Origin of the sequence: Pseudomonas sp. P7548, from assembly GCF_013386585.1 — a bacterium.
Classification (GTDB): domain Bacteria; phylum Pseudomonadota; class Gammaproteobacteria; order Pseudomonadales; family Pseudomonadaceae; genus Aquipseudomonas.
Genome location: NZ_JACARO010000008.1, coordinates 39,101 through 52,435, shown reverse-complemented (window position 1 = coordinate 52,435; position 13,335 = coordinate 39,101). Strand labels below are relative to the sequence as shown.

10 protein-coding genes and 1 pseudogene are annotated in these 13,335 nt (G+C 62.5%); 8 read left to right on the top strand and 3 right to left on the bottom strand.

Going from position 1 to position 13,335, the window contains the following annotated elements; translation table 11 throughout:
* Positions 1–75 precede the first annotated feature (75 nt).
* Positions 76–924, bottom strand: a complete 849-nt coding sequence (gene nadC / locus HX803_RS03980; protein WP_178919136.1) for a carboxylating nicotinate-nucleotide diphosphorylase — start codon at positions 922–924, stop codon at positions 76–78.
* Positions 925–1,168: 244 nt separating this feature from the next.
* Here nadC and HX803_RS03975 point away from each other — a divergent pair, with 244 nt between their 5' ends.
* From HX803_RS03975 to HX803_RS03955, 6 genes and pseudogenes are all read left to right on the top strand, one after another.
* Positions 1,169–3,325 carry a DUF1631 domain-containing protein gene (locus HX803_RS03975; protein WP_178919134.1) on the top strand — a complete coding sequence of 719 codons (2,157 nt, stop codon included), beginning with the start codon at positions 1,169–1,171 and terminating at the stop codon, positions 3,323–3,325.
* Positions 3,326–3,386: 61 nt separating this feature from the next.
* Positions 3,387–3,950: a 1,6-anhydro-N-acetylmuramyl-L-alanine amidase AmpD gene (ampD, locus tag HX803_RS03970; RefSeq protein ID WP_178919132.1), complete on the top strand. Its 564-nt coding sequence runs from the start codon at positions 3,387–3,389 to the stop codon at positions 3,948–3,950.
* Complete coding sequence (gene ampE / locus HX803_RS03965; protein ID WP_178919131.1) at positions 3,947–4,783, top strand: regulatory signaling modulator protein AmpE; 837 nt, start codon at positions 3,947–3,949, stop codon at positions 4,781–4,783. The genes ampD and ampE overlap by 4 nt, the downstream gene beginning before the upstream one ends.
* A gap of 187 nt (positions 4,784–4,970) precedes the next feature.
* Positions 4,971–6,062 (top strand): annotated as a pseudogene (locus tag HX803_RS33060) (methyl-accepting chemotaxis protein); the annotation flags it as partial.
* Positions 6,039–6,968 (top strand): methyl-accepting chemotaxis protein, encoded by a 930-nt coding sequence (locus HX803_RS33055; RefSeq protein ID WP_372339891.1) that lies wholly within the window; start codon positions 6,039–6,041, stop codon positions 6,966–6,968. The pseudogene HX803_RS33060 and the gene HX803_RS33055, both read left to right, overlap by 24 nt.
* Positions 6,969–7,096: 128 nt before the next feature.
* Positions 7,097–7,534: a hypothetical protein gene (locus tag HX803_RS03955; RefSeq protein ID WP_178919127.1), complete on the top strand. Its 438-nt coding sequence runs from the start codon at positions 7,097–7,099 to the stop codon at positions 7,532–7,534.
* Here the strand turns inward: HX803_RS03955 and HX803_RS03950 are convergent.
* Complete coding sequence (locus HX803_RS03950) at positions 7,481–8,257, bottom strand: TatD family hydrolase (RefSeq protein ID WP_178919125.1); 777 nt, start codon at positions 8,255–8,257, stop codon at positions 7,481–7,483. The two genes, HX803_RS03955 and HX803_RS03950, sit on opposite strands and share 54 nt — an antisense overlap.
* Positions 8,258–8,259: 2 nt before the next feature.
* Positions 8,260–9,255 carry a catabolite repressor/activator gene (gene cra / locus HX803_RS03945; protein WP_178919123.1) on the bottom strand — a complete coding sequence of 332 codons (996 nt, stop codon included), beginning with the start codon at positions 9,253–9,255 and terminating at the stop codon, positions 8,260–8,262.
* Positions 9,256–9,549: 294 nt separating this feature from the next.
* On the opposite strand from cra, the gene ptsP reads away from it, so the two are divergent.
* A complete protein-coding gene (gene ptsP / locus HX803_RS03940) occupies positions 9,550–12,408 on the top strand; it encodes a phosphoenolpyruvate--protein phosphotransferase (RefSeq protein WP_178919121.1) in 2,859 nt (952 codons plus the stop codon).
* Positions 12,409–13,329, top strand: a complete 921-nt coding sequence (pfkB, locus tag HX803_RS03935) for a 1-phosphofructokinase (protein ID WP_178919119.1) — start codon at positions 12,409–12,411, stop codon at positions 13,327–13,329.
* Positions 13,330–13,335 lie beyond the last annotated feature (6 nt).

Below are 13,335 nucleotides of genomic sequence, written 5' to 3'. Positions count from 1 at the left end.
TGCCGGCGATAGGGCCCGTAAGATCACCTTTAACCCTACAGGCCTCATCGCCGGCAAGCCGGCGCCTACAATGCGTCAGATACTGAGGCGCATCGACAGGTCCACTGCCTTCACATCCTTGGTCATCGCCCCGATGGAAATGTAGTCCACCCCGGTTTGCGCGATGGGCAGCAGGGTGGTTTCGTTGATCCCGCCGCTGGCTTCCAGCTTGGCCTTGCCGGCGTTCAGTCGCACGGCCTCACGCATGTCGTCCAGGCTCAGTTCGTCGAGCATGATGATATCGGCGCCCGCCGCCAGTGCTTCGCGCAGTTCCTCAAGGCTTTCCACTTCGATTTCCACCGGCTTGCCCGGGGCGATCTTGTGCGCGGCCGTGATGGCCTGGGCAATGCCACCGCTTGCGGCGATATGGTTTTCCTTGATCAGGAACGCGTCATACAACCCGATGCGATGGTTATGACAGCCGCCGCAGGTCACGGCGTACTTCTGCGCCAGGCGCAGGCCGGGCAGGGTCTTGCGGGTGTCGAGCAGCTTGACCTGGGTGCTGGCGACAAAATCTGCCAGGTACTGCGCACGGGTAGCCACGCCCGACAACAACTGCAGGAAATTCAGCGCGCAACGTTCACCGCTGAGCAGCGAGCGCGCCGGGCCTTCGAGGTGGAACAGCACCTGGTTGGGGCTGACACGCTCACCGTCGGCTACCTGCCAATGCACCGCCACACGCGGGTCCAGTTGGCGGAACACCGCATCCACCCAGGCTGTACCGGCGATCACGGCCGCATCACGGGTGATGATCGTGGCCTTGGCCAGCCGTTCGGCCGGGATCAACTGCGCAGTGATGTCGCCGCTGCCGATGTCTTCCAGCAGTGCACGGCGCACGTTGGCTTCGATTTCGGCGGTGAGGTCGGCAAGACGGAGATTCGGCATAACAGGCTCCACAAACAAAGTGCCTCGATTATAGGGGCAGTGTGCGTTTGAACCCAGCGACCTGCTCATTTACGACCAAATGACAGAGTTCGCTGGCGCAACGGGCCTCGTTTGCAAGATAATCTCGCGCCTTGCAATTGGCGTCATAGCTTTGACGTCTTGGTGATTCCCGGGTATTCGCAGCGCTCATCCCGGCCTGCACCCGAACATTTGCCCATCAATACCGCCGTTTCAGGAGGCCAGGATGCACAATGACGGAAAGGTGGTGCCTATCAATAAGGCACACGCCACGCCATCGCCGCTCGCGCGCCTGCCGGTGGTGTTGCTGCAGGTGCGTGACAAAGCGGCGCAGCAACTGCAGCAGGGCCTGCAGGAGCTGTTCGATAACGCCGACGACACCCTGTTCGAAATGGCCGACAAGGCCCGCAGTAATGCCGACCATCACATTTTTTTCGAAGCCATGCGCGACTTGCGCCTCAAGCGCAAGAATTTCGAGCGCGTGTTCATGGAGCACCTGTTTTCTGCCTTCGCTCATCTAGGGCACTCGGGGCGCGGCGAGTTGCACCTGGTGCCGGTGGTCTCGTATGACGCAGTGCCTGGTACGTCCCGCGATGAACTGGAAAAGGCCGTGGCGCTGGAGGCGATGCTCGGTCGCGTGCGACATCGCGATGGCTTGGCGTTGGGGCAACTGACCGCACGCTTGAGTGCGGTGCTGGGCAAGCACCTGGACGACCGCGAAAACCCCTTGGGCCCGGCGCTGCTCTGCGAGTTCTTCCTGCGGGCGGGGCGCAGCCTGGGGGTGGAGATCCGCGTCAAGCTGATCATGCTCAAACTGTTTGAGAAATACGTGCTCAGCGACGCCGACCAATTGTATGGCGAGGCCAATCAGTTGTTGGTCGCCACCGGTGTGCTGCCGCAGCTCAAGGCGGTGCCGTCTCGTCGCCCAGGCGGGCGTGTCGAGCGTGAGAGGCAGCACGAAGATCGGCAGCCGATGGCCGACCCGCCGCTCGATGAAAATGGCCAGCAAGCCTTCGCGGCCTTGCAAGCCTTGCTGGTGGTGGTGCGTGGCCGTGTGGCGCCTACCCTCGAGGCCAGCGCCGAACCGCAACCCATCGCCTCGCGGGACCTGTTGCGCCTGCTCTCTCACCTGCAGCAATACGTGCCAGAGCCCGAGGTCGAAGACGATTTCGACCTGCGCAACCACCTTGAACAACTGCTGACCCGGGTCAGCGTCAAGAGTGGCAAGTCCCGGGTGGTGGAGGACGCTGATGAAGACGTGATCAACCTGGTCGCGCTGTTGTTTGAGTTCATCCTCAAAGACACTGCCGTGCCGGACGCCTTCAAGGCCTTGATCGCGCGTTTGCAGGTGCCGCTGCTCAAAGTCGCGGTGCAGGACAAGAGCCTGTTCAGCCGTGCCAGCCATCCGGCGCGGCGCCTGCTCAACGAGATTGCCAGCGCCGCCATGGGCTGGAGCCCGAGCGATGACTACCTGCGCGACAGCCTGTACCTGCGCATCGAGCAGGTGGTGCAGCGTTTGTTGAATGAGTTCGTCGAGGACCCGGCGATTTTTTCCCAGTTGCTCGCCGAGTTCAGCGCGTTCACTGCCGAGGAGCGTCGACGCTGTGAGCTGCTGGAACAGCACACCCGTGATGCCGAAGAGGGGCGCATGCGCACGGATGCCGCCCGCCAGCGCGTGGCCGACGTGCTTAATCGGCGCCTGCTGGGCAAGACCCTGCCCCAGGCCGTGGTGCAATTTCTGCAGCAGGCCTGGAGCCAGGTGCTGTTGTTGGCCAGCCTCAAGCACGGCGAACAGTCGGTGCAGTGGCAAGCGGGGCTGCGCACCATGGACGAACTGATCTGGAGCGTGGGCCTGCAGAAAGACACCGAAGCCGGTCGACATCTGCTGGAGCAACTGCCCGGGTTGCTCAAGGCGTTGCGGGACGGGTTGACCAGCGCCGCGTTCGACCCGTTCAGCACCCGTGAATTCTTCGTGCGCCTGCAGGCCATGCATGTGCAGGCGCCTGACGGTGAGGGTCTCGAGGTGTTGATCGAGGTGCGCGAGCCGTTCGTGCTCGACAGCGGCTTGCCCGATGCCGTCGACAGCCTGCCCGGTGATGATCCCGACCTGCTCAAGGCCCGGCAATTGCAGGTTGGCCGCTGGTTCGAGTTCCAGGAAAGCGAGGCGCTGACGGTGCGCTGCAAGCTGATGGCGATTGTTGCGCCGGCCAATACGTATGTTTTTGTCAGCCGCATGGGGCTCAAGGTGCTGGAGAAAAGTGCGGGCCAACTGGCCATGGCGCTCAAGGCTGGCACTTTGCGTAGCCTGGACGAAGGGTTGTTGTTCGAACGTGCGCTGGCGTGTGTGATCGATAACCTGCGTCAACTCAATCGCGGCAAGTGATCGCAACCGCAGGGCTGAACGCGGCATACTGGTAACACCTCGTCTCAATCAAGGAACCCGTATGCAGTTGGACCCCGCCAGCGGTTGGTGCCAGGGCATTCGTCATTGCCCCTCGCCCAACTTCAATGAGCGCCCCGCAGGCGAAATCTCTCTGTTGGTGGTGCATAACATCAGCTTGCCACCGGCGCAGTTCGCCACGGGCAAGGTCCAGGCGTTCTTCCAGAATCGCCTGGATGTCACGGAGCATCCCTACTATGAGGGGATCGCTCACTTACGTGTCTCTGCGCATTTTCTGATTGAACGCGACGGCGCCGTCACGCAGTTTGTGGCGTGCCAGGACCGCGCCTGGCATGCGGGGGTTTCCAGCTTCGAAGGGCGGGACACCTGTAATGACTATTCCCTGGGGATCGAGTTGGAAGGCACCGATGACCTGCCGTTCACCGATGCCCAGTATGCGTCGCTGATCGACCTGACGCGCCAGTTGCTGGCGGCCTATCCAGGCATCACCCGCCAGCGTATATGCGGCCACAGCGACATTGCTCCGGGGCGCAAGACAGACCCCGGCCCCGCTTTTGATTGGACGCGCTTTCGCAGCGCCCTGCAGGATGGAGGACACGCACAATGAGTTTCCTGGTGTTGGTGCTGGCGGTGTGGATCGAGAAATTCTCGGCCTTGCGCCAGCGGTTGCAGCGTGACGGCGGATGGTTGCGTGAGCTGACCAGGCTTGAGGCGAGCCCGCGCCTGGGCAAACAACCCTGGTTGATCCTGGCATTGCTGGTGTTGCTGCCGGTGGCCTTGCTGGCCTTGTTGCTGGTGGTGCTGGAGCCGGTGGCCTATGGCCTGTTGGCATTGCCGGTGCACCTGCTGGTGGTGATCTACAGCCTGGGGCGTGGTGACCTGCTGGCCGGGCTTGGGCCTTTTCGTGATGCCTGGCGCCGGGGGGACTTGCAGGCGGCCGAACACGTGGCCGAGCGTGACCTGCAACTTGCCGCCGACAGCGGCGAGCAACTGCTCGAACGGGTCCAGGGCCATCTGCTGTGGCAGGCGTACCAGAGCTTCTTCGCGGTGATTTTCTGGTACTTCCTGCTCGGGCCGGTGGCGGCCCTGGCTTATCGCCTGCTGGCGCTGGCCAGCGAACACAGCCAGAACCCTTTGGTGGCCGAGCGCGTCGGGCAACTGCGCCACGCGTTCGACTGGTTGCCGGTACGCCTGCTGGCGGCGAGCTTTGCCCTGGTGGGCAACTTCGTCGCGGTCAGCCGGGTGATGCTCCATGAGCTGTTGAGCTGGGACATCAGCGCCGCTCAACTGGTGGAGAAAGTCGGCCTGGTGGCGGCAGAAATTCCGCCACCGGTGGTCGGTGCCGATGGCATCAACAGCCTGGATCGGCTGTGGGAACTGCTGCTGCGCGCCGCCGTGCTGTGGTATGCCGGGTTCGCCATCTGGACCGTATTGCCCTGACACCCTCCGGCAGGGAGGCGCCCTTCTTCCCTGCCGTTAACCTTACGTTACAAAACTCCCTTTCGAATTGAGCTATACAGACAGAGCGCCAAAAATGGTGGCTATCTGCCGCCGCCCTGCGCCTCAATAAAAATAAAAGAAAGGGAGTTCACCTGTGAAGAGCTTGCTCTATCCCGCCGTCGCGCTGATGAACCGCCTGAGCTTCGGCATGAAGTTCACTCTGATCAGCGTATTGTTCTTGCTGCCGATGCTGGCGACCAACTATTTCCTGGTGCGTGATTCCTGGCGGGAATTCCAGGGCACCCGTGTCGAGCTGCAAAGCCTGGATTTGCTCGGCAGCAGCCTGACCCTGCGGCGTGACCTGGAAACCCTCAACAACCAAGTGCAAATCAACGCCACCCTCGGCCAGTCCGGCAAGGCGGGTGATCTTGAGGGCCAGATCAGTACCCTGGAAAGCAGCGTGCTCGCGCGCCTGCAAGGCCTCAGCGCCATGGCCACCGACGCCGAGCAAATCGCGGCCTTTGATAGCAAGCGCGACGAGCTGATCGCCGCGTTCAAGGCCCAGCAACAGGAAACCTCACTGCTCAACAAAACCGCGCTGATCGGCAAACTGCTCAACAAAGCCCAGATGTTCAGCCAGATCATCGCCAGCCAATCCGGCTTGAGCCGTGACTCGCAAAGCGACCTGCGCCAGCTCAGTGACCTGGTGACCGGCGTGACCCCGCAAGTGACCCAGGTCCTTGGCGAAGGGCGAGCAATGGGCGCTTATTCCCTGGGCCAGGGGTTTATCAACTCGTCTTCCAGCACGCGGTTTGACGAACTGCTGCAGCAACTGGAAAAGCTGCAAGGCGAATATGTGTTGAAGCTCCAGGATGCACTGGGCGCCAGCAAAGCCGCCCATGGCGCGCTCGATTCACTGGCGCAGGCCAGCCAGGCCAGCCTCAAGCAAGGCAGCGAACTGTTTGAAGAGCAGGTGGTGATGGCCGAAACCCTCGATGCCCCGTGGCCAGGGTTTTATGACAGCGTCAGCCAACTGATGGCCAAGACCTACCAGCTGGATGACGCCACCCTGGCATTCCTCCGGCAGCAACTGGAACAGCGCCTGGCGCAGAACCGCACGCACATGGTGGTGCTGGTGTGTGCCCTGGCAGCGGTGTTTTCCCTTATTTTCTATCTGTATGCCGGCTTTTACGCGTCCACCCGCACCACCCTGCGACGCCTGGGGTTGATGATGGACAATGTGGCGGCGGGGGATATGACCGTAAGCTTTGTGGCGCACAGTCGCGATGAGTTGGGGGAGTTGGGCAAGGTGTTCAACGGTACGGTCGCCAAGATCCATGACCTGATCGAGCGCGTCGGGCAAACCGTCAGCCAGGTCGAACTGCAAGCCGGTCAGGTGGAGACGGTTTCGGCCCGGAGCAATCAGGCGGTTTCAGGCCAGCGTACCCAGATCGAACACGTGGCCACGGCCATGAACCAGATGTCGTCCACCGCCCAGGAAGTGGCGCGCAGTGCGGCGGCGGCGGTCAGCAGCGCCCATAGCGTGAACGATGAGACCGTCAGCGGTCGTGGCTTGGTGCAGTCCCAACAGGGCAGCATCGCGCGCCTGGCGTCGGAGATTGATGCGTCAGTGCAGGTGATCAACCAGTTGGCCACTGACAGCCAGGCCATCAGCAGTGTGCTGGAAGTGATCAAGAGCATTGCCGAGCAAACCAACCTGCTGGCGCTCAATGCCGCCATCGAGGCAGCACGTGCCGGCGAGCAGGGGCGCGGGTTTGCAGTGGTGGCCGATGAAGTGCGTACCCTCGCGCGGCGCACCCAGCGCTCCACCGAAGAAATCGAACAGATGATCGGCCGCCTGCACAGCGGTGTGGAGGCCGCGGTCAAGGCCATGGGCACCAGCCATACGATGGCCAGCGGTACGGTAGGGCAATCGGAAAAGGTCCAGCAAGCCCTGGAAAACATCCTTGGCGCGGTAGGCATGATCGTCGACCAGAACCAGCAGATTGCCGCCGCCGTGGAGCAGCAGACTGCAGTCGCCCATGACATTGACCAGAACATCGTTGAAATCAATCGCGCGGGTGAGCACGCAGCCCAAGGTGCGCATCAGACCGAAGCGGCCAGCCGTCAGCTATCGATGCAGGTCGTCGAGTTGAAGCAATTGATCGGGGCGTTTCGCGTGTAGGGCTTTTGGGTAGGAATAATCGGTGCGGAGCGTGGTGTATGTCTTGATTTCCCCTGCATCCATTTTTTGATCGAGTGAATGGGTGAGAATTTGTTTCAGCTAGTCACGGATCAGGGGAGGGCACCACGGTGACCATTGCCATCGGCATCAAAGGGCACTGTGCCCATTGCGACATCACATTTGAACTCAAGTCTTGGCAATTGAACGCCATTGCCATCCATGAACCTTTTGATTGCCCGTACTGCCAGCGAACCCTGCAACTGAATTGTCCCAAGCAATTGCGTCAGTTCAGGACACTGGACCACTGGGCCCTGGTGCACCCGAGCATGGTGATACTGACCTGCATGGTGCTGATCGTGGCGCTGGTCGCCGAGTGGGTGGGCCTGCTCAGTGTGGTCGGGCAACTGAATATTTCGCTGGCGGTGGTGCTGGTTCACTTCCTGGCACTGCGTTATGCCCATCAACGGCAACGGATCACGCTGAACCTGCAGGCTGCCAACCCTGTTGGCGGGTTACCAATTGAACAGCTCGCACGCATTGCGTGTGCTCGCCTCAGCCAGCCGTGAAGGGCTGATACCCATACGCTCGGCCAGGGCGGTGCAGATGTCTGGCAGGTGTTGCGGGCTGTTGCGCTGGCCGGGGTACATGGCGGGTGCCATATCCGGCGAGTCGGTTTCCAGCACCACGGCTTCCAAAGGCAATTGCGTGAGCACCTTGTGCATGCGCAGGGCCTGGGGCCAGGTGGCGGCACCGCCCAGGCCCAGCTTGAAACCGAGCTTGATGTACTCACGGGCTTCTTCGTAGCTGCCGGCAAACGCGTGGATGATGCCGCCCCGTGGCACGCGCATACGCTTGAGTGTGGCGATCACGGCGGCGTGGCTGCGGCGTACATGCAACAGCGCCGGCAGTTGCAAGTCCACTGCAAGTTTCAGCTGGGTTTCAAACAGGCTTTGTTGACGCTCGCGGTCCAGGTGTTCGAGAAAGTAATCCAGACCGATCTCGCCCACCGCGCACACTTGCCGATGACCCTGGAGGCGGGTGAGCCAGTCGCCCAGCTCCGTCAGGTCGGCTGGGCGATGTTCATCGAGGTAAACCGGATGCAGGCCGAAGGCAGCGAACAGGTTGTCATCGCCCTGCACCAGGTCCCACACGCGTTGCCAATTCTGCTGATACACCCCCAGGACCACCATGCGCCGCACCCCGAGTTGGCGGCTATGGGCGAGGACTTCCCGGCGATCGTTGTCGAAGTCCGGGAAGTCCAGGTGTGTGTGGGTGTCGATCAGCTCCACGTTCACGCCTCGTGAATACGCTGCTTGAAGGTACGGCTGATGGCATGCACGCCCGGTTGATACTGTTCTTCTTCAATCGCGGCCAGGGCCAGGCGCAGGGCGGTGTCGGCGATCAGTTGATGCTGCTGGGCCATGGCGTTGACCGGCAGTGGCAGGAAATCCAATAACTGCGTATCACCAAAGGTACCCAGGCGCAGCGGGCGCGACTTCAGCGGGAAGTCGTGCAGTGCGTCGAACACACCTTGCAGCAGCACGTAGGAAGTGGTCACCAGAGCATCCGGCAAATGCCCCAGGCGCTGCAGGAGTTGTTCCATCAACTGGCGGCCGCAGTCGCGGCTGAAGGCTTCGCCCTGTTCGATCAGCACCTCGCCCTTGAAGTCGCGCAGTGCCTCGCGAAAACCGGCGGCGCGTTCCTGGCTGATGCTCAGCTCGGGGTGCGCACCGATCAGCACGATCTGCTTGGGCAGCGGTTGCAGCAGGCTGCTGGTCAGTTGCTGGCAGGCTTGGCGGTCGTCGCTGACCACTGAGCAGAACTGGCCCGTGTCCATCACCCGGTCGATGGCGATTACCGGCAGGCCCTTGGCTTGCAGCTCGCGGTAGCTGTCATCGCTGGCGGGCAGGCAACTGGCCACGAACAGTGCGTCGCAGCGCCGTGCGCGGAACAGTTGCAGCAATTGGCGTTCGCTGTCGGCCTCGTCGTCGGAGCTGGCGATCAGCAGTTGATAACCCCGGGCCCGGGCGCCTTGCTCCAGCAGCTTGGCGATCCGTGCGTAACTGGGGTTTTCCAGATCCGGCAGGATAAAGCCCAAAGTGCGGGTGTGCCGGCTGCGCAGCCCGGCCGCCTGAGGGTTGGGCGTAAAGCCATGGGCTTCGACCACCGCTCGCACGCGCTCGACGGTCGCGTTGCTGATGCGTTGCTGTTCGGCCTTGCCATTGATGACATAGCTGGCGGTGGTTACGGACACACCGGCCAGACGTGCGATATCACTGAGTTTCAAACCGGGATTTCCTTGTTTTTTAGAGCTTGCCCCGACATTTTGTCCAATCGTAACCGATTCCTGCACACGACTAACGTCTGGGCTCAAGCGCCGAGTGGTTCTTCAAGGATGCTCAATTAGCGCGTAATCTGCCATAAATTCTAGATTAAACGTTTCAGCTGGCGTATTTTTACGACGTTCGTGACTAAGTGGCTACTGCCAATTGACCACTCAGTCAGTTATTTTTGAACACCTGTAGGCTGATTTATTCAAAACAATACCTAGTGCACCCCTCGCACTAACTAGGAGAACAGCATGCTTGAGCTCACTGTAGAGCAGATTTCCATGGGCCAGCTGGCTGTGGATAAATCTGCTGCCTTGCACCTGCTCGCTGACAAACTGGTGGCCGACGGCCTGGTCGCCGAGGGTTACCTCAGCGGGTTGCAGGCCCGTGAAGCCCAAGGCTCGACCTTTCTCGGCCAAGGCATCGCCATTCCCCACGGTACCCCCGAAACCCGCGACCAGGTGTTCTCCACCGGCGTGCGCCTGCTTCAGTTCCCCGAAGGGGTGGACTGGGGTGACGGCCAGATCGTCTACCTGGCCATCGGCATTGCCGCCAAATCCGACGAACACCTGCGCCTGCTGCAACTGCTTACCCGCGCCCTCGGTGAAACCGACCTGGGCCAGGCGCTGCGTCGCGCCGGTTCCGCCGAAGCCTTGCTGAAACTGCTGCAAGGCGCGCCACAGGAACTGGCGCTGGATGCACAGATGATCAGCCTGGGCGTGTCCGCCGATGATTTCGAAGAACTGGTGTGGCGCGGCGCACGCCTGCTGCGCCAGGCCGATTGTGTGAGCAATGGTTTTGCCGCCGTCTTGCAGCAAGTCGACGCCCTGCCCCTGGGGGACGGCCTCTGGTGGCTGCACAGCGAACAGACGGTGAAGCGCCCTGGCCTTGCCTTCGTCACCCCCGACAAACCCATGCGTTACCTCGGCCAGCCCCTTAATGGGTTGTTCTGCCTGGCCAGCCTCGGCGAGGCACACCAAGCGTTGCTTGAACGCCTGTGCGCCTTGCTGATTGAAGGTCGCGGCCAGGAACTGGGCCGCGCCACCAGCAGCCGTGCCGTGCTCGAAGTACTCGGGGGCGAGCTGCCTGCCGATTGGCCCAGCGCGCGCATTACCCTGGCCAACGCCCACGGCCTGCATGCTCGGCCGGCGAAGGTGCTGGCGCAGTTGGCGAAGCATTTTGACGGTGATTTGCGGGTGCGCGTCATCGATGGCCCGGTGGGCGCCGTGTCGGTGAAAAGCCTGAGCAAGTTGCTCAGCCTCGGCGCACGTCGCGGCCAGGTGCTGGAATTTGTTGCCGAACCCTCGATTGCCGGTGATGCGTTGCCCGCCCTGTTGGCAGCGGTTGAAGCGGGGTTGGGTGAAGAGGTCGAGCCGTTGCCGACGGCCAGCGCGCAGCCTGCAACCGTTGATAGCGAGCCCGTGATCAGCGCCCCAGTGTCCGGCAGCCAGATTCAGGCGATCGCCGCCGCGCCGGGCATTGCCATCGGCCCGGCGCACGTCCAGGTCCAGCAGGTGTTCGATTACCCGTTGCGCGGCGAGTCTTCCTCCATTGAGCGTCAGCGCCTGCAAGACGCGCTGGCCGACGTGCGCCGTGACATTCAGGGGCTGATCGAACGCAGCCCAGCCAAAGCCATCCGCGAAATTTTCATCACGCACCAAGAGATGCTCGACGACCCGGAACTCACCGACGAAGTCGACACTCGTCTCAAGCAGGGTGAAAGCGCCGAAGCCGCCTGGATGAGCGTGATCGAGGCCGCCGCCAAACAGCAGGAGTCGCTGCAGGATGCCTTGCTCGCCGAGCGTGCCGCCGACCTGCGTGACATCGGTCGGCGTGTGTTGGCGCAATTGTGCGGTGTCGAAAGCGTCCGGGAGCCCAGCCAGCCCTACATCCTGGTGATGGATGAAGTCGGCCCGTCCGATGTTGCGCGCCTGGACCCGGCCCGTGTGGCCGGCATCCTCACGGCCCGTGGCGGCGCCACGGCCCACAGCGCCATTGTTGCGCGTGCCCTGGGCATTCCTGCTTTGGTGGGCGCAGGTTCTGCGGTATTGCTGCTGGCTCCCGGTACTCCCTTATTGCTCGATGGCCAACGCGGTCGCCTGCACGTGGACGCCGACGCCGCGACCCTGCAACGCGCCACCGTCGAGCGCGATACCCGCGAACAACGCTTGCAAGCCGCTTCGGCCCAACGCCATGAGCCGGCCATGACCCGCGACGGCCACGCCGTGGAAGTATTCGCCAACATCGGCGAAAGCGCCGGCGTCGCCAGTGCCGTGGAGCAGGGCGCCGAAGGGATCGGCCTGCTGCGCACCGAGCTGATTTTCATGGCCCACCCGCAAGCACCGGATGAAGCCACCCAGGAAGCCGAGTACCGCCGCGTACTCGACGGCCTTGACGGTCGCCCGTTGGTGGTGCGCACCCTCGACGTCGGCGGTGACAAGCCGCTGCCTTACTGGCCCATCGCCCAGGAGGAAAACCCGTTCCTCGGCGTGCGTGGCATTCGCCTGACCTTGCAGCGTCCCCAGATCATGGAAGCGCAATTGCGTGCGCTGCTGCGCTCGGCCGACAACCGCCCACTACGTATCATGTTCCCCATGGTTGGCAGCGTGGACGAGTGGCGCGCAGCCCGTGACATGACCGAGCGCCTGCGCCTGGAAATCCCGGTGGCCGACCTGCAACTGGGCATCATGATCGAAGTGCCGTCCGCCGCCTTGCTTGCTCCGGTGCTGGCCAAGGAAGTCGACTTTTTCAGCGTCGGCACCAACGACCTGACCCAATACACCCTGGCCATCGACCGTGGCCACCCGACCTTGTCCGCCCAGGCCGATGGCCTGCACCCGGCGGTGTTGCAACTGATCGACATCACCGTGCGGGCCGCCCACGCCCATGGCAAATGGGTGGGGGTGTGTGGCGAGCTGGCGGCAGACCCGTTGGCGGTGCCGGTGCTGGTGGGCCTGGGGGTGGATGAGTTGAGTGTGTCGGCCCGCAGCATTCCTGAAGTGAAGGCGCGGGTACGTGAATTCAGTCTGAGCGAGGCCCAGGGCCTGGCACAAAAGGCACTGGCTGCGGGTTCGCCCGCCGACGTGCGTGCCCTTGTGGAGGCCGTGTAAATGGCAAGGATTTTGACCCTGACGCTGAACCCGGCGTTGGACCTTACTGTCCGCTTGGCACACCTGGAACCGGGTGAAGTCAATCGCAGCGAAACCCTGCTGACCCATGCCGCCGGCAAGGGCGTGAACGTGGCGCAGGTGCTGGCCGATCTAGGCCATCAGGTGAGCGTGGGCGGCTTTCTCGGTGAGGAAAACCCCCAGGCTTTCGACGCGTTGATTGCCCGTCGTGGGTTTGGCGATGCGTTTATTCGTGTGCCGGGTGAGACACGCAGCAATATCAAGATTGCCGAGCGGGAGGGGCGCGTTACCGACATCAATGCGCCGGGGCCGCTGGTGAGTGAGCGGGCGCAAAAGGAATTGCTCAAGATGATCGCGATCATCGGCCCGGAATTCGATGCCGTGGTGGTGGCCGGCAGCTTGCCGCGCGGCGTCAGTCCGCAATGGTTTCAAGAAATGCTCGAACAACTGAAAAGCCTGGGGTTGAAAGTTGCCCTGGACACCAGTGGCGAAGCCTTGCGCACCGGCTTGCAGGCGGGCCCGTGGCTGGTCAAGCCCAACACCGAAGAACTGGCCGAGGTTCTTGGCAATGCCACAGGCGCTATCCATCGTCTGCATCAGCAGGGCGTGGAGCATGTGGTGGTCTCCGATGGTGCGGCGGGCGTGACCTGGTACAGCCCGCAGACCGCGCTGCATGCCACGCCACCAAAGGTCACGGTCGCGAGTACCGTGGGCGCGGGCGATTCGTTGTTGGCCGGGATGCTTCACGGCTTGCTCGCTGGCGAAGCGCCCGAGCAGACCTTGCGCCGCGCCACGGCCATTGCCGCAATGGCGGTGACGCAGATCGGTTTCGGCATCAACGATGACGCGCAGTTGGCGCGTCTCGAAAGCGGCGTCCACGTGCGTGCGCTCACAGAACAATAAGAGGGT